A 20,968-nucleotide genomic window follows, 5' to 3' on the forward strand; every position below is an offset into this window, starting at 1 on the left:
CGCGCCCCTCGGGGGTCCGTCGTCAAGGATCAAAGGAGATCGCACGTGGCCAGGAACCTCGCCGTCGTCGGAGCCGGACTCATGGGCTCGGGCATCGCCCAGGTCGCCGCCACCGGTGGCTGGACCGTCACCCTGGTGGACACCACGGAGCAGGCGCTGGCCCGGGGCCGCGGCGGGATCGAGGCGTCCCTGGAGAAGTTCGTCGGCAAGGGGAAGCTGAGCGAGGAGGACGCCGGCGCCGCCCTCGGCCGGATCAGCACCGGCACCGCGCTGGACGCCGCCGCCGACGCGGACCTCGTGGTGGAGGCCGTCTTCGAGCAGGCCGACATCAAGCGCGACATCTTCGCCACCCTCGACGGTCTGGTGAAGGACACCACCGTGCTGGCCTCCAACACCTCCGCCATCCCGATCACCAAGCTCGCCGCCGCCACCTCCCGCCCCGAACGGGTCGTGGGCACCCACTTCTTCTCCCCGGTGCCGATGATGGCGCTGTGCGAACTGGTGCGCGGCCGGCACACCAGCGACGAAACCCTGGCCACCGCCCGCGCGTTCGCCGAGTCCGCCGGCAAGACCTGCATCGTCGTCAACCGCGACGTGGCCGGCTTCGTCACCACCCGGCTCATCTCCGCACTGATCGTGGAGGCCGCCAAGCTCCACGAGTCCGGGGTGGCCACCGCCGAGGACATCGACCTCGCCTGCAAGCTGGGCTTCGGCCACGCGATGGGACCGCTGGCCACCGCCGACCTGACCGGCGTCGACGTCCTCACCCACGCCACCGAGAACATCTATACCGAGTCCCGGGACGAGAAGTTCGCCCCGCCGGAGTCGATGCGCCGCATGGTGGACGCCGGCGACCTGGGCCGCAAGAGCGGGCGCGGTTTCCACACCTACTGAACCGGTACGGGCGGGTACGGGCGGGCCGCCGCCGTACCCGCCCACTCACCCCCATGGGTGAAATCGCTTCGGTTCCCTCACGCACGGCAACCGGACGGGGGATAGAAGCCGTCAGGTGGAGAGACAGTTGAAGTCAACACGAAAGCAATTCCGGGGAGTGTTATATGCACATCACAGGCGACCACGCCGAGCTGGTCGTCGAAGGCCGCCTGGACGTCCGCAGTGCCGCGGATGCCCGCTCGGCGTTGCACGACGCCGTCGACTCCGGGCAGGGGGATCTCGTGCTCGATCTGAAGAGTCTGCACTCCTGGGACGCGACCGGTCTCGGAGTGATCATGGGGGTCCACCGCAGGGCCGGGCGGTGCGGTCGCCGGCTCGTACTGCGGGATGTGCCCCCGCAAATGCAGCGGGTGCTGGTGGCCACCCGGCTGCACCGCATCCTGACCATCGCCTCCTGAGCCTCCTCCCGGACCCCGGGAGGAGGCCGCCCCCGGCCGGCCGTCACGGGGTGCCGTGACAGCGGTGACGCCGGTGACCGTGGTGACAGCGGTGACGGATGGGTCACGGGCACGGGGCCGCATACCATGCCCAGGGTGCCGGGCCAGTAGCGTGGAGCCTGCCCGGCGCGTACGCCGTACCCCAACCCACCGCCGCATCCGAGGGACACATGACCATGGAGTCCAGCCAGCCGGCCCCGCACGGTGACCAGCCCGGGGAGCCCGCGGGCACCGGACGGACCACCGAGTTGGTCGCGGGCGACTTCCTGCTGACCATCAACCCGGTGGACGGCAGCGAGATCGCCTCCTGCCCGCCCGGCCGGCGCCCCATATCCCCGCGCAAAGCCCCCCGGGGCACCGGCGGGGACACCGCCCGCGACCCGCTCGCCCCACCGCTGCTGGAGCGGGAGGAGGAACGGCGCCGGCTCTACCGGCTGCTGGCCCGTGGCCGCTCCGTGCGCCTCACCGGCCCGACCGGCACCGGACGCACCGCCCTGCTGGCCGCTCTCGCCCAGGACTGCGCCGAACTCGCCCCCGACGGCGTGATCCGCCTGACCGGACACCGCCGCACCCCCTCCGACCTCCAGCACGAGCTGTACGCCGCCGTACGGCACACCCCCGGCTACCGGCCCGGACCCACCGAACTCCAGGCAGGACTGCGCGAGATCGGCGCCGTCGTCCTCGTCGACGACCTCGAATTCGGCGCCACCGCCCTCGACGAACTGCTGGACGCCACCCCCGAGTGCGCCTTCCTGTTCACCACCGACCCCTCGGTCACCGCGCCCAGCACCACCTCCCGCGTCGAGGAGGTCTTCCTCTCCGGGCTCAGCCGCACCGGCGCCCTGGAACTCCTGGAGTTCGCCGCCGCCCGCCCGCTCACCGACGCGGAGACCGACTGGGCCGCCGATCTGTGGATCGCCTCCGAGGGCAGGCCGCGCCGCTTCGTCCAGGCCGCCGCCCTGCTGCGGGCCCGCGACGTCACCGCCGCCTCGGGCGCGCCCACCGGGCCACTGCCGGACGACGAGATGCTGATCGCGTCGCTGGCCGCCGCCCTGCCGGACGCCGACCGCGGCATCCTGCGCTTCGCCGTCGCACTCGGCGGCGAACTGCCGGGCCCCGAGCAACTGCCCGCGCTCACCAGCGGCGCGGCCACCGGTCACGACCAACTCGCCGAGTCCGGACTGCTCACCACCGCCGGCGGCCGGCTGCGGCTCGCCGAGGGCGTGGGCCCCGCACTCGCCGCCATCGGCTTCGAGGAGGGCGCCGGCGCCCGCGCGCTGGCCGCCGCCCAGCACTACACCTGGTGGCTGGTGGACCCCTCGGTGGACACCGCCCGCGCCGCCGCCGAAGGCGACGTACTGCTGGCCGTCACCCAGGCCACCCAGCGCGCCGGCCACTCGGCCGCCGCCGCCAACCTCGCGCACAGCACCGCCCCGCTCCTGGCCGCCGCCGGACGCTGGTCGGTGTGGGAACGCGTCCTGCGCACCGGCCAGGAAGCCTCCCGCGCGGCCGGAGAGGTGGACCAGCAGGCGTACTTCCACCACGAACTGGGCGTCCTCGCCATCTGCGAGGGCCGGCTGGACCGGGCCCGCGCCGAACTGGAGGCGTCGATAGCGCTGCGCGGCGTCCTCGCCGACGCGGGCGGCGTCACCGCCGGCCGCCGCGCCCTGGCGCTGGTCCGCGACCTGTCGGGACCGCCCGCGCTGACCGCCGGCACCGCCCCCGCCCCGCTGACCGCCGCCACCCCGCCGCTGGGGCTGCCCGCCGCCGCCCCGCGCGAGGACGCGGCGTCCGAGGCCAGCACCCAGGCGATCCCGCGGCACGCCGACCCGGCCGCGACCGGCGAACTGACGGCCGTCCTGCCCCCGCTGCTGCCGCACGGCGAGCCCGGCGGCGACCCGGCGGACGGCTCCGCCGGCCACGGCGGCCGGGCCGGTGGCCGCTCCGGACGCCGCACCATGGTCGCGGCGGGCGCCGGGGTCCTGCTGATCGGCGTGCTGGGAACGGTGGTGGCGCTGGGCATGTCCTCGGACGAGACCCCCGCGGCCCCCGACGACGAGCGCACCACCCGGCCCGTGGTCACCGACCGGGACCGCGAGGTGGAGGAGGACACCCCGGAGCCGCCCGCCGAGCCCGGCACCCCGAGCGCGGAGACGGACCCGGAGACGGAGGAGCCGCCCCCGGAGCCCGAGACCGATCCGGAGACCGGCGAACCGGTGGACCCGTCCACCTCCGGCACCCCGGACAACGGCAACGCCACCGGCAGCCCCGAGCCGCCCCCGCCCACCCCGGACGACCCGGCGAACGGCGGCGCGGCGGACGGCGCCAGCCCGGGCGGAAACGGGGACGGCAACGGCGGGAACGGCCCCGGTGGCAACGGGGGCCAGGACGGTGGCGCGGACAGCAGCACGGGCGAGACCGGCAACGGCGAAACCGATGCCGGCGGTGATGGCGACGACACTGAACCCGGCGACAGCGACGGCGACCAGGACGGCGGCGTGGACGAAGGCGGTGACAACGGGCCGGGCAACACCACCGCCGCCCCGCCCCCGCCCACCGACGACCCCAGCCCCTCGCCGACCGCGACCGGCAGCGCCTGAGCGGCCCGGCCGACCGTACGCGTACGGGGCGGGGCCGCACCGGCCCCGCCCCGTACCCGTACCCGCCGCCGGGCTCAGAACAGCCGCAGCTTGTCGTCCTCGATGCCGCGCAGCCCGTCGTAGTCCAGCGTCACGCACCGGATGTCGCGGTCCGTGGCCAGCACCCGGGCCTGCGGCTTGATCTCCTGGGCCGCGAACACGCCCTTCACCGGCGCCAGATGCGGGTCGCGGTTCAGCAGTTCCAGATAGCGGGTCAGCTGCTCCACGCCGTCGATCTCGCCGCGCCGCTTGATCTCCACCGCCACGGTCGTGCCGTCCGCGTCCCGGCCCAGGATGTCCACCGGGCCGATCGCCGTCGGGTACTCGCGCCGGATGAGGGTCCATCCCTCGCCCAGCGTCTCCATGCGGTCGGCCAGCAGCTCCTGGAGGTGGGCCTCCACCCCGTCCTTGATGAGCCCGGGGTCCACGCCCAGCTCGTGCGAGGAGTCGTGCAGGATCTCCTCCATGGTGATGATGAGTTTTTCGCCTGCCTTGTTCTCGACCGTCCACACGGTGTGACCGCTGCCGTCGCTCTCCTTCAGCGTGCACGGCGGTGACATCCAGTTGAGGGGCTTGTAGGCCCGGTCGTCGGCATGGATCGATACGGACTGATCCGCTTTGACGAGGATCAGCCGGGGCGCGGACGGGAGGTGTGCGGTGAGCCGGCCGGCGTAGTCGACGGAACAGCGGGCAATGACGAGACGCATGGTCGGTCACGCTACCGGGCCGCCAGGGGCGTGCGCGACGTGGTCCCGGGGGCAGGCGATGGCTGGCGGTATGGGAGGGATTCATGGGATCCGGTGAGTGGCCGGTTATGTGCTCGTTCCACTGACGTGTGCGGGTCAGCAGGCATACGGTGGTCCTCAGGGGGCGTCGCCGTCGGGGTACACCTCGGCGCAGACGCGGTGGCGGCGGTGGCGGGGCCCCCGTGTCCCGTTCGCCCGGCCCCTGCCCGGGGCCGCGAAAGGAGAGATACATGTCGCTCGACGTCTCACCGGCCCTGCTTGAGCAGGCCGAGCGAGGCGAGGTCGACGAGGCCGACTTCGTCGACTGCGTCCGAACCTCCCTCCCCTTCGCCTGGCAGATGATCAGTTCCCTGGTGGCACAGCTCAAGGTGGACGGCGGTGAGTTCGCGGACAACACCACGCCGCCGCCCGATGAGCAGGCCCGTGGCCAGCTGCTGCGCGCCCTCGCCTCCGACGCCATCCGCGGTGCCCTGGAGCGGCACTTCGGGGTCCGGCTGGCGTTCCAGAACTGTCATCGGGTCGCCGTGTTCCCCCTCGACACCTCCTCCGACGACCGGCTGGAGAAGTTCACCTCCGTACGCGCCCAGCTGCTCAACCAGTCGCCCGAGCTGCGTGACTGCTGAAGGCCGGCGCCACACGCGGCGCCGCTGACGCGGCCGGTGGCCCCGGTGCTGCCGCTCCTCCCGCGGGTATCGGGAGGAGCGGCACCACCTCCGCGGCCAGCCGCCGCACATTGCGCTCCGTCGACTCCATGCCCCCCGAGCCCTCCACCACGAGCGCGAAGCGCGTGATGCCGGTCCGTTCCGCCGTGGCCGCCAGCCGGTCGGCGCACAGCTGCGGGGTGCCCACCGGGTGCAGTTCGCACAGCAGCTCGGTGTAGTTCAGCGGGTCCCGCATCCGGCGCGGGCTCCCGTCCAGCGTGCGATGGGCCGCGAGCCCCTGCCGCAGCCAGCCGGGCAGGGCCCGGCGCAGCGTCTCGACGGCCTCGGTGTGGGAGTCGCCCACCTGCGCGACCCCGGCCGAGACATGGTCCGCCGAGGCGATGACGTCGCCGTCCACCCCCGCCTCGCGGGCCGCCGTGCGCCACAGCGCCACCATCCCGGCCTTCTCCTCGTCGCCGATGTGCATGCCCAGCAGCATCGGCAGTCCGCGCGCCGCCGCCAGCCGCACCGTGGCCGGGGACGTGCAGGCCACCACCACGGGCGGCCCCGCGCCGCCGGCGAACGGGACCACCGGGACCTGCCGGAACCGGTACCGCTCGCCGTCCGCGCCGACCTCGCTCTCCCGCAGCCAGCGCAGCAGCAGGTCGAGCGACTCGGGGAAACCGCGCTCGTACGCCGCCGCCCCCGTCCCGAACACCTCCAGATCGACCCACGGCCCGCCCCGCCCCACCCCGAGCGTGAACCGGCCGCCGGTCAGCAGGTGCAGCAGCGCGGCCTGCTCGCCCAGCGCCACCGGGTGGGTGGTGGACAGAACCGAGATCGCGGTGCCCACCCCGATCCGCCGGGTGCGGCCCAGCAGCAGGGCGGCCAGGGTCACCGCCGAGGGGCACAGCCCGTACGGGACGAAGTGGTGCTCGGCGAGCCACACCGCGTCCAGGCCGGTCTCCTCGGCCACCTCGGCGGAGCGCACGGCCCGCTGGAGCGCCTCGCCCTCCGGCTGCCCCGGGTACTGGCCGGCGAGTACGAACGTGCCGATGCGCATGGTCCTGCCCTTCGTCCGGGTGGTGCTCGTCCCTGTGGCATTAACGCCTGACACGTGCCAAAGGCACGGTCCGGCGTGAGGTTTTTCCGATGATCTCCCGGCCGGTCGGGGTGCGTAGACTTTTGTCCCCAGCACGGTGCCGATCCACTCCGAGGTGTTGAACGTGTCCCCGCGTCGCAACCGCCCCCGCGGTCCGCAGCAGCCCGCCCGCAGGTCGGGCGAGGACGAGGGCCACCGGTACGGCCTGGAAAGCACCGAGACGTGGCGCGGCGAGGAGTGGGTGGTGCGCCGGATCAGCGGCGGCGCCGCCGTCAAGCACTACCGGTGCCCCGGCTGCGACCAGGAGATCCCGCCGGGCGTGCCGCACGTGGTGAGCTGGCCGCAGGCGGGCGCCGTGGACGACCGGCGGCACTGGCACCGTGCGTGCTGGGAAGCGCGGGACCGCCGGGGCGTGCGGCCCCAGCGGTCCCGTAACGCGCCGCGCTACTAGGGCGTGTTCCGAAAGTGGATCTCGGCCATGCGATGATCTTGGTTCGTGTCGCGTGGAGATCTGACGGGCGGGCAATGGACGGTGCTGGAACCGCTGTTGCCGAAGGGGAAGAAGCCGGGGCGGCCACCTGTGTGGTCACGCCGGCGGCTGAGTCCGGCAGATCTGGGCAGTTGAACTTCCATGCTCACTCAGCCGGCGTGGAGGATCCGAAAGCGATCGGGTTCCGCCGGGTCCCGATCAACGACGTGGATTGGTGTCCAAGCCCATTGCCAAACGCTGATGCCCGGCGTGCGGGAGAACTGGATCGGCCCGCGGGTGCCCTCGACCGCCACGCGCGGCCATGACTCGGCGATGGCCGCCCGGTCCGTGCCGTGGGAACGCAGCACCGCAGCGAGGACGGCGATGGTGTCCCAGCCCTCGAAGGCGACGAAGGAGGGCGCTTCGCCAAGCCGCTCGCGGAGTTCTTTCCCGACGCGTTCACCGAGCGGACCGGGGCGCTCGGGCAGGTAGCGCAGGAACGGGACCCCGGCGCCGTCCTCGCCCAGCGCCGCGGCCCATTCAGCGAACTCCGGTTGTCCGGCCGGAGCGCCGACAAAGATCTCCGCGAGCCGCCGGTCGCCCCGGACTGCCCGGACGATCGGCACCGCCGGCTCCGGATGGCCGACCAGCAGGAGCAGCGCCGTCGCGTCATGGTCGACGAGCGCGTCGCACAGGGCCTCGGGCGTGAGCGTCGCGTCGAGTTCCAGGACGGTGCCGCCGCGGGGAGCGAGGCGGTCGCGCAGGACGCGGGTCCCGGAGGCCCAGTAGACGCTCGGCTGGGTCGCCACGGCGATCCGACGCCGGCCCGCGCGGAGGAGGAAGTCCGCGTAGATCTGCCAGCCGTAGGACTGGGCCGGGGCCAGACGCGCGACCCACTCCGTCGGCTCCTCGGTGAGCGCGTCGAGCACCGCGGACGAGCAGAGAAACGGCACACCGAGGGCGGCGGCTCGGGCGGCGGCAGCGCGGGCGACCACGCTGTGATACTCACCCGCCACGGCGGCCACACCCAGGTGGGCCAGTTCGTCCACGGCCGCCGCAGCCCGCTCCGGATCGGCCGCGGTGTCCCGGACCACCAACTCCAGTGGTCTGCCGTCGATCCCGCCGGCGTCGTTGACCTCGCGAACGGCCAGGTCGAGTCCTGCGAGCAGGTGTCGGCCCGCCTCGACCCAGCCGGGCCGCGTCAGCGGGACGAGAGCACCCAGGCGGATGGATGATCCGTCTGTGTGCTCCGCTCCGGACGGCGATGGTGGCGTGTTCATCGGGTGGCGTCTCCCCTGGGACGATGCGGTCGCGGTCCGCCCGGATCGCGCGCCGGCCGCTGACGGCGCGCGATCATCACGTCCCGCCGAGGCAGGCGCGCCCGGGTGATCATGCCGGTTCATCGGATCCAACACCCGCGCCCATAGGCAACCGAGATTTTGCTCGCTGAGCTGCCAAGCTTCATCGTCGTCGGCACCAGCGAGGGCCTGCACTCAGAAGGTCACTTCCTCTCAAGGCACACCATGGCATGCGTCGAGCGTGACTGCCCGTGGGTGGCGAGGGTGAGGCCGGGCGCGTACGGGTCAACAGCACTCAGGCGTGGACGGCTTTGGCGAGGTGGACCACGCCACCGTCCGCTGCCCCGGGGAGCGGAGCGTACCCCTGACCCTCGTATAGGGAGATGTTCCGGCTGCTGGCGGCGCCGGTGGTCAGGACGATACGCCGGCAATCCCGCCCGGCGGACTCGGCCATGCGGAGCAGCCATCGGCCCACACCGCGTCCGCGCAGGTCGGGGACGACAGCGAGCCGCCCCACGTTCAGGTCGTCGCCGCTGCGACGCGTCCGTACCATCCCGAGAAGCCGCCCGTCCCTCCACAGGCCCGTCGTGCGCCAGTCGGCCAGCCACGCGCGTACCTGGTGGGGCGACTCGTGCAGGGCCGGTATCGCCAGAGTGCCGTTGGAAACGGCTTCGTCCGCCCAGCAGCAGCGCTGCAGCACCGTTACCTGCGGCGCATCGTCCGGGTCGAGGCGCCGTGCGTACGAACCCGTGACGGGACCTGCCACCGCGCGCCCGCGCTCGCGAAGCGGGGTCAGGGCGTGAGCGACCCGGACCAGTTCCGCGAGGAGTCCTTCGGCGGCCTCGCCGTGGGGCGCCCCGGGGTAAAAGCGGCCCTCTCGCGTCGCGTCCGCGATCCGGATCGCGACGGTCGAGCCCAGAGGGACGAGGCGAAGGGTGGTCACCACCTGCTTGGCGTGCTGGACCGCTCGGGTGCCCGCCGAGGTGTTGCCGTAGCTGACGAACCCGACCGGCTTCCAGGCCCACTCGGGGCCAAGACAATCGAGCGCGTTCTTCAGGGTCGCGGGCATCCCGTAGTTGTACTCCGGCGTCACGACGATGAAGCCGTCGGCCTCATCGACCATCGCGCTCCACCGGCGCGTGTGTTCGTGGTGGTAGACGCCGGTCGAAGGGTGTTCCTCCTCGTCCAGAAAGGGCAGCCGCACGTCGCCGAGGGCCAGTGGCACCAGGGTCACATCCAGGGTGAGGGCACTCGGTGCGAGCGTCTCGGTCAGCCAGTCGCTGACCGCCGGGCCGAGCGCGCCGGGACGAGTGCTGCAGGTCAGCACGAGAACACGTATGGATTTCGTTGACACGGAAATGAAGCTAGCTGGTAAGTTGATGACATGTCAATGAAAGCGTCGGGCGCTGCTGTCCGCTGGCTCGGTCCGGAAGAGGAGCACGCCTGGAGGGCATACCGTCGTATGGTGACCGCCGTGCAGGCCCGCACCGCACGGGATCTGGCCGAAGTCGGGTTGTCCGAGGCCGACTACGAGGTGCTCAGCACCCTGTCCGAGCGCACCGACGGCACGAGCACCCTGCGTGAGCAAGCCGCGAAGATGGAGTGGTCCCGAAGCCGATTGTCCCGCCACGCCACCCGCATGGAGACACGTGGACTCCTCCGCCGCGCACCGGACCCGGACGACGGCAGGGGCTGCCTTCTGGTTCTCACCGAGAGGGGACTGGATACTCTCCGGCAAGCGGCTCCCACTCATCTCGCATCGGTGCGGCGCCACTTCGTCGACCAGCTCGACCCCCAAGAGCTCGCGGTCCTCGGCCGCATCGCCGCCAAACTCGTCGGCTACCCGGAGGATTGCCCGTAGGGGACGGCAACCCGAGGCGCGGGCCCGATGGCATCCGCACGCCACGGATCGGACCGAGTTCCGGAACCATACGCGCCCTTTCGAGCTGGGTGCAGCAGGCACAGCCGTTCTCCGGATGCCAGTCGGGCTGCCACCGGACTCGCGGAACCCTTTCGAGACCCTCGGTCGACCGGGCCGGCGGCCGAGCCCCTCCGGTCCGGCGGGTCACCGTCCGCGGGCACCGGATCCGGGACGACAACATCCAGGCGTGGAGGGCCGGCGACCACGGGCCCCTCCGCGGCTGCGGGCGGTCCGCCTCAGGCCTCGGTTACCCGGCGCCGATCAGGTGCCAGCGGTCGCCGAGGACCTGTGGGTCGGCGGCGGCTGGGATCGATACGGCGATCTCTCCCGTGTGATGGGTGATCAGAGGGTTGCGCGGGGTGGGGTTGTAGTGTGCGGACGGCTCACCGGGGACGACCTCGCCGGTTGCAGCCGTGAGGGTCTCACTATGGGCGACAGTGGCCACCACCACAGTGCCGCCGTCCTCGGTGCGCAGCGCCCACGTGTGCTCATGCTCAGGGGTCGTGGCCGTGTAGCTGGCTTCCAGCAACGGGTCCTCAGTGCTGCGCCGTTCCAGGATCTCCTGACCGCCGCCTGTGGTGATCAGGGGTACTCCGGGGCCTTCACCTCCGGTTTCCCACAGGTCCCCGTAGGCTGCGGCGGCGTCCTGGGGCAGGAGTGCGCCGGCGGGATCGTCGGCCGGTGCGGCCTGAGCCAGGCCGTGCTCGTCGATGGCGATCGCGGGCAACTCCTCCATGAGGGGGACCACGGAGACGAGCAGCCAGCTCTCCCCCTCGCCCTGTGCGAACGTCAGCAGCCGCAGGCCGCCGGCGTCCGGGGCTTCGCTCGCCTGGGCCATCCACCAGGTCTCGCCGGCGGGGATGAAGACCTTGGGATTGATGTACTCCCAGTCCTCGATCGGTTCGCGGTCCGCCTCCGGACGCCCGAGGTACTGCTCCAGGTCCGCGAGGGAGCGCTGCAGCAGCGATCCGCCTTCGATCTCTTCCAGGAGGGAGGCGTCGAGGTCGCGATATGCCTGGTTGTTGGCTTGGCTGTAGGCCGTGATCACCTCCAGGGCCTGGGCCTCGGTGATCGCCCCCTGCGGCACTTCCGGGGTCTGCTCCTCGGCGGTGGCCGGGGGCGCGGAGTCGGTGGCGGTGTCCTCGCCGCCCGATGAGCAGGCAGTCAGCAGAGCCAGCGCGGCCGTCGTGCCCAGAAGTGCCCTTGTGCGCGCGAGAGGTCCCATGATCCCTGTCCTATAGGTGCGATGAAACGGTCAACGAGCCAAGACCGGGCGTCGCGGTGCGATGACAGCGGTTGGCGCCGAGGTGAGTTCTCCCCTGTTCACGCCGCAATCGACGAAGCAGGTTCGAGTCCGGGGCGCCAGCGCCGTGGCTGGGCACGAGTGCGAGTGCCGTCACGCCCGCATCAGCGGGGATGCGGGCGTGACGGCCGCTGCGTGGGAGCCGGGCGGTGCGCAGTTACGCGTCGGTGGTCACCAGCTTGGCGTACGCGCCGATCAGCGCCGCCGTCGTGGCCGCCGCGAGGATCGCCAGCAGGCCCCAGCCGGAGATCGGGTCGTCGCCCGAGCCCATCGGCAGACCGAAGAGGGTGGCCAGGCCGTTCAGCGGGGCGTACTCGATGAGGAAGTCGCGCAGCGACTCCATGCTCTCCCCGAACATGAACATCGCGGCGAGCAGCGGCAGCAGCACCAGCGCCAGCATGGTGGTGATGGCGCCGGCCGAGTGCCGCAGCAGCGCGCCGACCGCCAGGCCCAGCACGCCGAGCAGCGAGACGTACAGCGAGACGCCGAAGGTCGCGTCGATCCAGTGCGTGCCGGTGGCGATGACCTCGCCGTTCTCGATCGAGCTCTCCATGTACGAGTCGATGTAGCGGTCGGTGGCCGACTGGCCCGACAGCAGACTCGACTGCGCCAGCCCGCTGAGCGTGGTGGCGAGCAGCGTCATGACGAACGAGACGCCGAAGAACACCAGCACCTTGGCCAGCAGGATCCGTCCGCGCTGCGGGCTGGCGGTGAGGGTGGTGCGCATCATGCCGGTGCCGTACTCGGAGCTGATCACCAGCACCCCGAGGGTGATCACACAGATCTGGCCGAACATCAGGCCGAAGAAGGTGCCGGCGAGCAGCGGCAGTCCGACGTACTCCTCACCGCTGAGCGCCAGCGCGAACAGCGCGCCGATGCCCACGGTCAGTACGAACAGCAACGCCAGCGTCCACACCGTGGAGCGCACGGTGCGGATCTTGGTCCACTCCGACAGGAGGGCGTGCCCCAGGTGCGAGCGCCCCACGGCGGGCGCGGCCGGATACCCGGCCTGCTGCGGTACGGGCTGCGGCGGGCCGTACGGCGGCTGGTGCGGGGCCTGCTGCGGCTGCCCGGGGCCCGGCTGCGGCGCCTGCGGCGGCTGGTACGGGGGCTGCTGCGGAGGCGCCTGCTGGTACTGCGGCTGCGGTGGGGGAGGGGTGGTCATCGGGCGTCCTCGGGGGTGTACGCGGGCTGAGCGGGGGCGGCGTGCTGCGGCTGCGGCAGTCCGTACGGCTGCTGCGGCGGCCCCGCCTGGAACGGCTGCTGCGGCTGCTGCTGCTGGAACTGCGGCGCGGCGGCATGGTGCGGGTCCTGCGTGGAGCGGTAGTCCACCGCGCCCTGCGTCATCCGCATGTACGCCTCCTCCAGCGACGCCGAGTGCGGCGACAGCTCCCACAGCCGCACGTCCGCGCCGTGCGCCAGGTCGCTGATCCGCGGCAGCGGCACCCCGATCACCTTCAGCGCGCCGTCCGGCTCCGTCAGCACCTGCCCGCCGGCCTCCGCCAGCACCCGCACCAGCGTGTCGCGCGCCTGCGCGTCGCCCTCCGGGGTGCGCACCCGGGCGAACCCGGTGGAGTTCTGCGTGATGAAGTCCCGCACCGGCAGGTCGGCCATCAGCTGGCCGCGGCCGATCACGATCAGGTGGTCGGCGGTCTGCGCCATCTCGCTCATCAGATGGCTGGAGACGAAGACCGTGCGCCCCTCGGACGCCAGCTTCTTCATCAGGTTGCGGACCCACAGGATGCCCTCCGGGTCCAGACCGTTCACCGGCTCGTCGAACAGCAGCACCTGCGGATCGCCGAGCAGCGCCCCGGCTATGCCCAGCCGCTGGCCCATGCCGAGCGAGAAGCCCTTGGACCGCTTGCCCGCCACGTCCTGGAGACCGACGATGCCCAGCACCTCGTCCACCCGGCTCGCGGGGATACCGGACAGCTGGGCCAGACAGAGCAGATGCGCGCGGGCGCTGCGCCCGCCGTGCTTGGCGTTGGCGTCCAGCAGGGCGCCGACCTGGCGCGGGGCGTTCGGCAGCCGGTGGTACGGCTGCCCGGCGATGGTGACCGTGCCGCTGGTGGGCCGGTCGAGCCCCAGCATCATCCGCATGGTGGTGGATTTGCCCGCGCCGTTCGGGCCCAGGAATCCGGTCACCTTCCCGGGTTGTACCTGGAAATTGAGGTTGTACACGGCTGTCTTCGCGCCATAGCTCTTGGTCAGGCCGACGGCCTCGATCATGCTGCGATCCCTGCTCGGGTGGGGGTGGTCCCGTCTAAGACCCCACCGGGGCGGTATTCGGTTCCCGCCCGCACCGGATCCGTGTGCGATCAGGCGTCCCGCTTCTTCAGCACCCAGTAACCGGCGAGCAGCGCCGCCACCACCCACAGCAGCATGATGAACATCCCGCCCCACGGCCCGTACGGCCGGTCACCGGTGTCCACCACCGCCATGATCCGCTGCCCCGCCACATCCGGCAGGTAATTGCCCACCCGCCGGGTGGCGTGCACCGTGGAGAGAATGCTGGAGATCATGAAGAAGAACGGAATGAGAATCCCGAACGACAGCATCGGGCTCCGCAGAATCCAGGTGACGCCCATCGCGAACAGCGCGATCAGCCCCATGTAGAGCCCGCCGCCGATCACCGCCCGCAACACGTGCGGCGCGCCCAGCGTCGTACGGTACTGGCCGAGCACCGCCTGGCCGACGAAGAACGCGGCGAAGCTGGTGACCATCCCGACCAGCAGCGCCAGCACCGTCGCCACCAGCAGCTTGGCAGCCATGAACACCCCGCGCCGGGGCACCGCCGTCAGCGAGGCGCGGATCATGCCGGTGCTGTACTCGTTCGACACCACCAGGATGCCGAAGGCGATCATCGCCAGCTGGCCCAGGATCATCCCGGCGAAGCTGGTCAGCGTCGGGTCGAACGTCAGCTGGTCGCGCGCCGGCAGATCCGTGAAGGTGTTCCGCACCACCAGGCTGAGCAGCATGCCCAGCGCGACGGTCACCACCAGCGCCGCCGTCAGCGTCCACACCGTGGAGCGCACCGAACGGATCTTCGTCCACTCCGAGCGCACCACCCGGGCCGTCCGCTCCATGGCTCACGCCCCCTTTCCGCGCCCGGCGTCCCAGCCGGCACCCCAGCCAGGACCTGCCCCGCCGCCCCCGCCGCCTCCGCCGCCCGGGTCCGGCGGGCCGGCCGCCGGGTCGCCGCCGCCCTCGGCGCGGGCCTCGTACTCCACCGAGCCGTGCGTCAGCCGCATGAACGCCTCCTCCAGGGACGCCTGCTGCGGACTCAGCTCGTGCAGCACCAGCCCCTCGCCGGCCACGAGTTCCCCCACCCGGGCCGCCTCGGCGCCCGTCACCTCCAGCGTGCCGTCCGCGCCCTCTGTCACCGCCATCCCGCCGCCCGCCGCCTCCAGCACCGCCCGCAGCCGCCCCGGCTCCGGGCCGCGCACCCGCACGAAACTGCGCGAGTTCTCCCGGATGAACGCCGCCATCGAGGTGTCGGCCAGCAGCCTGCCCTGCCCGATCACCACCAGATGCTCGGCCGTCAGCGCCATCTCGCTCATCAGATGGCTGGAGACGAAGACGGTACGGCCGTCCGCCGCCAGCCGCCGCATCAGCGTGCGGATCCAGTGGATGCCCTCCGGATCGAGCCCGTTGACCGGCTCGTCGAACATCAGGATCCGCGGGTCCCCCAGCATCGCGCTGGCGATGCCGAGACGCTGCCCCATCCCCAGCGAGAACCCCTTGGGCCGCTTGCGGGCCACCGCCCCCAGACCCACCAGCTCCAGCACCGCGCCGATCCGCTCCTCCGGGATGCCGTTGCTCTGCGCCAGACACAGCAGATGGTGGTACGCGGTACGGCCCGGGTGCACCGCCTTCGCCTCCAGCAGCGCCCCGATCGCCCGCAGCGGATCGCGCAGCCGGTGGTACGGCGCCCCGTCGATCAGCACCTCACCCGCGGTCGGATGGTCCAGCCCCAGCATCATCCGCATGGTGGTCGACTTCCCGGCGCCGTTCGGGCCCAGGAAGCCGGTCACGATCCCCGGCCTGACCGTGAACGTCAGATCGTTCACGGCCGTCTTCGCGCCGTACCGCTTGGTCAGACCCGCCACCTCGATCATGGATCGACGCTAGAACGGCGCAGCCGCCGCCGCCCGGTGGGGCGGCGACGGCTGCGCCGTTCGGGTGAGGCGGGCAGCCGCGGGTCAGCGCGACTGCTGGGCGGGCACGCCCTTGCTCAGGCCCTCGTCCTCGTCGTCGTCCAGCGAGACCGCCGCGATCTGGGCACCGGTGAGGGTGGCCAGCATCTCGCGGACGTTGGTCAGCTGGGCGTTGATGCTGTCGCGGCGGTTGGTCAGCGCCGCCAGCTCCCGCTCGGACTCGGTACGGATGCGCTCCGCCTTCGCGTTCGCGTCCGCCACGATGTCGTCGGCCTGGCGGGAGGCCGTCTCCACCGTCTGGCGGGCCCGGCGGTCCGCGTCGGTGCGCAGCTTCTCCGCCTCCAGGCGCAGCTGCTCGGCGCGGTGCTCGATCTCCGCGAGCCGCTTCTCGGCCTTGGCCTGACGGGACGCCAGGTCGCGCTCGGACTGCTCGCGGCGCTTGGCCAGGTTGGTCTCGAAGTCGGTCGCGGCCTGGGCGGCCTTGGCGCGGGTGTCCTCGAAGAGGGCGTCCGCCTCCTCCCGCTTGGCCGCGGCGTTCTTCTCGGCCTCGGCGCGGGTGGCCGCCGCGTCGTCCTCGGCCTTCTCGATGATCCGCGCGCCGTCGTCCTCGGCCTTGGCCTTGCGCTCCTGCGCGTAGGACTCGGCGTCGTTGCGCACCTGCTGCGCGGCGGCCTCGGCCAGCTCACGGTGCTGCTCGGCGGCCCGGCGGGCCTCCTCGCGCAGATCCTTCGCCTCCTCCTCGGCAAGACGCAGGATCTTCTCGACCCGCGCGCCGAGACCGGCGTAGGAGGGCTCGGAATCCGAGATCTGGGCCTGGGCATTCTGCGTTTCGAGGTGAAGCTCCTCGATCCGCTTTTCCAGGGAGGTGATACGGGCGAGCGCGCTGTCGCGGTCCGATACGAGCTTGGTGATCCGGTCGTCCACCTGCCCGCGGTCGTAGCCGCGCCGCACGAGCTCGAAGCCGAAGGGGGAGGAAGTGTCGCTCATGGGGTTCCTGTCGATTCAGACGGGGGTGCGTCAGGTTGTGAATGGGCCTGGGCGTTCAGCAATCCTAGGGGGCGAAGCGGCGTGTCTTCGAGTGGATCCGGGCTTTGGTAGGGAGAATGTTCGCCCCAAACGCTCGAACGAGTGGTGTGGAATTCATCTCCGGTCAGCCCCGGGAGGGTTTTCCGCCGCCGGGACGGGGCGCGGCACCGGCACCGGCGCCCGCGGTGACCGTACCGAGGCCACCCGAACCACCGGAACCCTTACCGCCTTTGCCGCCGCCGGATTTCCCGCCGGCCTTCGCGGCGCCCTTGGGCTCCCCGAAGGAATCGAGCGCGGCGAGCACATCCTGCACGCGGGAGATCTCCGCGTTGATGTCCTCGCGGCGGCGGCTGAGCTTCTCCAGTTCGCGCTTGCTCTCCTCGACGGCCCGGCGCGCGTCCCGCTCGGCGTCGGAACGGATCTTCTGCGCCTCGCGCAGCACCTCGGAGCGCTTGCGCTCGGCGTCCTTCAGCAGACCCTCGGCCTTCTTCACGGCCGCGATCCGGACCTTGCTCGCCTCGGAGTTGGCGTCCGCGACCAGCTTCTCGGCCGCCTGGCGGGCCTCGGCGCGCTGCTCGTCGGCGGCGCGCATGAGCTTGTCGACCCGCTCGCCGGCGGCCCGGGTCTGCTCGGCCGACTCCCGGCGGGCCCGGTCGTGCAGCGCCTCGACCTCCGACTCGACCCGGGTCCGCAGTTCCTCGGCGCGCTCCCGGATACCGGCCGCGTCCCGGCGGGCCTCCTCCAGCAGCGTGTTGGCGTCCGCGCGGGCGCTCTCCACCAGCTCGCTGCCGGTGTCCTGGGCGTCCGAGACGACCCGGGCGGCCTCCTTGCGGGCCGCGGCCACCATGGTGTCGGACTGCTCCTCGGCGGTGGCGCTGATCCGACGCGCCTCCTCCTGCGCCTTGGACAGCAGCTCGTCGGCCTGCGCCGCCGCCTCGTTGCGCTTGCGGGACGCCTCGCGGCGGGCGCTGTCGGCCAGCGCGTCGGCGTCCGCACGGGTCCGCTCGGCGGCGGCCTCCGCCTCCGAGCGCACCCGGTCGGCCTCGGCGATGGCCTCCTTGACGGTGTGTTCGGCCAGCGCCTGGGCCGCTTCCTTCTCCTCCGCGGACTCGCGCAGGACGCGGGCCACCTCGCGCTCGGCCTCCGCGCGGTGCGTGGCGATCTCCGCCGCCGCCTCCTCGCGCAGCCCGGCCACCGAGTCCCGCTCGCGCTGCGCCTTGTGCTCGGCGGCGGCCACCAGCGTCTCGGCGCGCCGCTCGGCGTCGTCCACCTTGGCGCGGGCGGCGGCCAGCAGCTCCTCGCTCTGCTCGCGGGCCTCGGCCCGCTCGCGGTGCGCCGCGTCGTGCGCCTCGGCCAGCAGCCGGTCGGCCTCGGCCCGCAGCCGGGCGGCTTCCTCCTGCGCGTCGGCCAGCGCCTGCGCGGCCTCGGCGGCGGTGCGCTCGGCCGCGGCGGCGGCCCGCTCCCGTACCCGGTCGGCGGCGGCCTCCGCCTCCTGCCGCACCCGCTCGGCCTCGGCGGTGGCCTCGCCGCGCAGCCGCACGGCGTACTCCTCGCCCTCCACCCGGGTCCTGGCGGCGTCGGCGGTGGCCTCGTCCCGCAGCTGCTGGGCGGCCTGCTCGGCCTGCTCGGTCAGCTGGCGGATCCGCTCGGCGGCCTCGGCGCGCAGCCGCTCGGCCTCCGACGCGGCCTCGATGCGCAGCCGCTCGGCCTCCGAGCGCGCCTCGCCCAGCGCCTCCTCGGCGGCGGTGACCCGGCTCTCGGCCTCCTCGCGCAGCCGGTCCAGCTCGCGCTGGGCGGCCTCCCGCTCGGCACGGGTGGCCTCCTTGGTCTCCTCGCGCAGCCGGCGGGCGGCCTCCTCGGCCTCCGTGGTGGTGCGCTCGGCCTGCCCGGTGGCCTCGGCCACCAGCGACTCGGCCTCGGTACGCGCCCGGGACAGCGCCTGCTCGGCCTGGTTGCGCAGCGTGGTGGCGCGCTCGATCGCCTCGGTCCGTACCCGCTCGCTCTCGGCGGTGGCGCCGGCCCGGGTCTCCTCCGCGTCGGACTTGGCCTGCGCCAGCAGCTCCTCGGCGCGGGCGGCGGCCTCCTCGATCTTCGCGGCGGCGTCCCGGCGGGCCTCGGCGCGGATCGCCTCGCCCTCCTCGACGGCCTCCGCCCGCAGCTGCTCGGCCTCGCCGCGCAGCCGCCGCGCCTCCTCCTGGAGCTCGACGGTCTTGGCCCGGTACTCCTTGGTGTCGTCCTGGGCCGCGCCCTTGAGCTGCTCGGCGACGTCGTGCGCCTCGGCGCGCAGCCGGTCGGCCTCGGCCTCGGCGGCCTCGCGCAGCCGCTCGGCCTCCTCGGTGGCCGCCTTGGTGGTCTCCTGGGCCTCCTTGGCGGCCTTGTTCAGCACCTCCTCGGCGGTGCGGGCGGCCTCCGCCAGCTGGGCGGCGTACTCCTCGGCGGCCTTGGAACGGGCCTCCTCGGCGGCCTCGGAGGTCAGCTGCTCCGCCTTCGCCTGCGCGTCGGCCAGTACCTGCTCGGCCTCGGCGCGGCGCCGCTCGGCGTCCCGGGTGGCCTCGGACACCATCCGGGCGACCTCGGCCTTGGCGGTGGCGGAGCGCTGCTCGTACTCGCTCTCGCCGGCCGCCCGCCGCTTCTCGGCCTCCTCGGTGGCCTCGGCCAGCAGCTGCTCGGCGTCCTCCTTGGCGGTGCGCAGCACCGACTTGGCCTGCTCCAGGCGCTCCTCGGCCTTGCGCACCAGCGCGGTGGTCTCGCGGCGGCCGGTCTCCGCCTCCTGCGCGGTGGCGGTGCGCAGCCGCTCGGCGTGCTCGGCGGCCTCCTGGGCCTGGGCGTTGGCCTGGGCCAGCAGCCGCTCGGCGTCGGCGCGGGAGCGGCGCAGCAGGTCCTCGGCCTCGGCGCGGGCGGTGCGCTCCTCCAGAGCGGCGCGCTGCCGGGACTCCTCGGTCAGCCGGTGCGCCTCGGCGCGGGCCTGGGCGATGGTGCGCTCGTGCTCGGCCCTGGTCTCCTCCATGAGCCGGCGGGCCTGGGACTCGCTGCGGGCGCGCAGCTGCTCGGCCCAGGCGACGTTCTCGTTGACGTGGGATTCGACGGTGGAGCGGCGCTGCGCCAGCTCCTCGTCGAGCCGCTGCCGGCGGGCGACCGCCTCGGCGTGCAGCTCGGCCTCCATCCGGGCGCGCGCCTCGGACTGCTCCTGCTGGACGCGCTGGGCGCGGGTGCGTGCCTCGCGCAGCTCGCGCTCGGCCTCCACCCGCATGGCGTCGGCCTGGTGCTGGGCGTTGCGCAGCAGCTGCTCGGCGTGCCCGCCGGGGTCGGCGTAGGCGGGGCGCACCGCCAGCACCCGCCGGACCTCGTGCAGCTTGGCGCGCAGCACCTCGACCTGGTAGCCGAGGTCGTCGGCATGGTCGACCGCCTTCTCCCGCTCCTTCTTCAGCCGTTCCATCTCGGCTTCGAAACGAGAGAGGTGGTCGTCAGCCTGCACGCTGTCGTAGCCCCGCACCGCGCGGTCCCATCCGTCCCCTGGTCGTGGTTAAGGGTGATCCGGTTCCGGCCGCTGTCCGCTGGAGCGTGGAGTGGAGCACCAGTACGGGCCGCCGCCGGTCGGAGTTCTTCGCCGGACAGGGGTGTCGAGAGTGAGCCCCATGCCCCGGCCCGGCCACTCTACCGGCCGGTGCAGCCTGCGTCAGTGGCCCGAGGCCCCTTCAACAGCCTTGGGCGGGACGGCGGTGACCAGTTCTGTGAGCACTCCGTGACAGTCCTTCGGGTGCAGGAAGGTGATCCGGGAGCCCATGGACCCGGCGCGGGGCGTGTCGTAGAGCACCCGTACCCCCGCCTGCCTGGCGGTTTCGGCGTCCGCCTCGACATCGGCGGTGCCGAAGGCGATGTGATGCACTCCTTCACCGTTCTTCGCGAGCCATTTACCGACCGGGCTGTCGGCGTCCAGCGGCTGGAGGAGCTGGATCCAGGAGGCGCCGCCGTCGTCGGTGCCGTTGATGCGCAGCATGGCCTCGCGCACCCCCTGTTCCTCGTTGACCTCGGTGTGGAAGACCTCGAAGCCGTAGGTGGTCCGGTAGAACGCGGCGGTGGCGTCCAGGTCGGTGCAGGCGATTCCGATGTGATCGATGCGCGTCAGCATGGGACCAGTGGATCGCCACGCGCGGTGACCGCGCAACGTGCCCACCGTCACATTTCCGTGACGGTGACCGGCGGGTGGGCGACTGCGTACATTGACAGCACCGTGATGTGAACGGCCGTTCACGCCGGAAGGTTCGCCAGCACATG

Annotated in this window: 18 protein-coding genes; 6 read left to right on the forward strand and 12 right to left on the reverse strand. The window is 72.8% G+C overall.

The window, feature by feature from the left end; all coding sequences use genetic code 11:
* The first annotated feature begins 45 nt into the window (after positions 1–45).
* The 3 genes from BM385_RS23665 to BM385_RS27345 all read left to right on the forward strand — a co-directional run bounded on the left by BM385_RS23665 (position 46) and on the right by BM385_RS27345 (position 3,991).
* Complete coding sequence (locus BM385_RS23665; RefSeq protein ID WP_019435896.1) at positions 46–894, forward strand: 3-hydroxyacyl-CoA dehydrogenase family protein; 849 nt, start codon at positions 46–48, stop codon at positions 892–894.
* Between the two features lie 164 nt (positions 895–1,058).
* Positions 1,059–1,352, forward strand: coding sequence for an STAS domain-containing protein (locus tag BM385_RS23670; RefSeq protein WP_019435897.1), 294 nt, complete (start codon positions 1,059–1,061; stop codon positions 1,350–1,352).
* A gap of 215 nt (positions 1,353–1,567) precedes the next feature.
* Positions 1,568–3,991 (forward strand): ATP-binding protein, encoded by a 2,424-nt coding sequence (locus BM385_RS27345; protein ID WP_175543090.1) that lies wholly within the window; start codon positions 1,568–1,570, stop codon positions 3,989–3,991.
* Positions 3,992–4,065: 74 nt separating this feature from the next.
* Here the strand turns inward: BM385_RS27345 and nucS are convergent, their stop codons facing one another.
* A complete protein-coding gene (nucS, locus tag BM385_RS23680; RefSeq protein WP_019435898.1) occupies positions 4,066–4,737 on the reverse strand; it encodes an endonuclease NucS in 672 nt (223 codons plus the stop codon).
* Between the two features lie 269 nt (positions 4,738–5,006).
* Between nucS and BM385_RS23685 the strand changes: the two genes are divergently transcribed.
* Entirely contained in the window at positions 5,007–5,399 is a 393-nt protein-coding gene (locus BM385_RS23685) for an SCO5389 family protein (protein ID WP_019435899.1), read from the forward strand.
* Here BM385_RS23685 and BM385_RS23690 read toward each other — a convergent pair.
* Positions 5,368–6,480, reverse strand: coding sequence for an LLM class flavin-dependent oxidoreductase (locus BM385_RS23690; RefSeq protein ID WP_019435900.1), 1,113 nt, complete (start codon positions 6,478–6,480; stop codon positions 5,368–5,370). The two genes, BM385_RS23685 and BM385_RS23690, sit on opposite strands and share 32 nt — an antisense overlap.
* Positions 6,481–6,643: 163 nt before the next feature.
* On the opposite strand from BM385_RS23690, the gene BM385_RS23695 reads away from it, so the two are divergent.
* Positions 6,644–6,970 carry an Rv1322 family protein gene (locus tag BM385_RS23695; RefSeq protein ID WP_175543091.1) on the forward strand — a complete coding sequence of 109 codons (327 nt, stop codon included), beginning with the start codon at positions 6,644–6,646 and terminating at the stop codon, positions 6,968–6,970.
* A 188-nt stretch (positions 6,971–7,158) separates the two neighbouring features.
* Here the strand turns inward: BM385_RS23695 and BM385_RS23700 are convergent, their stop codons facing one another.
* Complete coding sequence (locus BM385_RS23700; RefSeq protein WP_019435902.1) at positions 7,159–8,268, reverse strand: ABC transporter substrate-binding protein; 1,110 nt, start codon at positions 8,266–8,268, stop codon at positions 7,159–7,161.
* Between the two features lie 313 nt (positions 8,269–8,581).
* Positions 8,582–9,640, reverse strand: a complete 1,059-nt coding sequence (locus BM385_RS23705) for a GNAT family N-acetyltransferase (protein WP_026047800.1) — start codon at positions 9,638–9,640, stop codon at positions 8,582–8,584.
* A 30-nt stretch (positions 9,641–9,670) separates the two neighbouring features.
* Between BM385_RS23705 and BM385_RS23710 the strand changes: the two genes are divergently transcribed.
* Entirely contained in the window at positions 9,671–10,147 is a 477-nt protein-coding gene (locus BM385_RS23710; RefSeq protein ID WP_026047801.1) for a MarR family winged helix-turn-helix transcriptional regulator, read from the forward strand.
* Between the two features lie 307 nt (positions 10,148–10,454).
* On the opposite strand, the gene BM385_RS23715 is transcribed toward BM385_RS23710, so the two are convergent.
* The 8 genes from BM385_RS23715 to mce form a co-directional block, all read right to left on the reverse strand.
* Positions 10,455–11,432, reverse strand: coding sequence for a DUF8094 domain-containing protein (locus BM385_RS23715; protein ID WP_093844304.1), 978 nt, complete (start codon positions 11,430–11,432; stop codon positions 10,455–10,457).
* Between the two features lie 235 nt (positions 11,433–11,667).
* Entirely contained in the window at positions 11,668–12,675 is a 1,008-nt protein-coding gene (locus tag BM385_RS23720) for an ABC transporter permease (protein ID WP_093844305.1), read from the reverse strand.
* Complete coding sequence (locus tag BM385_RS23725; RefSeq protein WP_093844306.1) at positions 12,672–13,739, reverse strand: ABC transporter ATP-binding protein; 1,068 nt, start codon at positions 13,737–13,739, stop codon at positions 12,672–12,674. The genes BM385_RS23720 and BM385_RS23725 overlap by 4 nt, the downstream gene beginning before the upstream one ends.
* Positions 13,740–13,828: 89 nt before the next feature.
* Positions 13,829–14,596, reverse strand: coding sequence for an ABC transporter permease (locus BM385_RS23730; RefSeq protein WP_019435908.1), 768 nt, complete (start codon positions 14,594–14,596; stop codon positions 13,829–13,831).
* Positions 14,597–14,599: 3 nt separating this feature from the next.
* Complete coding sequence (locus BM385_RS23735) at positions 14,600–15,628, reverse strand: ATP-binding cassette domain-containing protein (RefSeq protein ID WP_093844307.1); 1,029 nt, start codon at positions 15,626–15,628, stop codon at positions 14,600–14,602.
* An 84-nt stretch (positions 15,629–15,712) separates the two neighbouring features.
* Complete coding sequence (locus tag BM385_RS23740; RefSeq protein ID WP_019435910.1) at positions 15,713–16,654, reverse strand: coiled-coil domain-containing protein; 942 nt, start codon at positions 16,652–16,654, stop codon at positions 15,713–15,715.
* Between the two features lie 163 nt (positions 16,655–16,817).
* A complete protein-coding gene (locus BM385_RS23745; protein ID WP_093844308.1) occupies positions 16,818–20,186 on the reverse strand; it encodes a polarized growth protein Scy-related protein in 3,369 nt (1,122 codons plus the stop codon).
* Positions 20,187–20,369: 183 nt separating this feature from the next.
* Entirely contained in the window at positions 20,370–20,822 is a 453-nt protein-coding gene (gene mce / locus BM385_RS23750) for a methylmalonyl-CoA epimerase (RefSeq protein WP_093844309.1), read from the reverse strand.
* Positions 20,823–20,968 lie beyond the last annotated feature (146 nt).

This window comes from Streptomyces harbinensis (genome assembly GCF_900116145.1).
Classification (GTDB): Bacteria; Actinomycetota; Actinomycetes; order Streptomycetales; family Streptomycetaceae; genus Streptomyces; species Streptomyces carpaticus.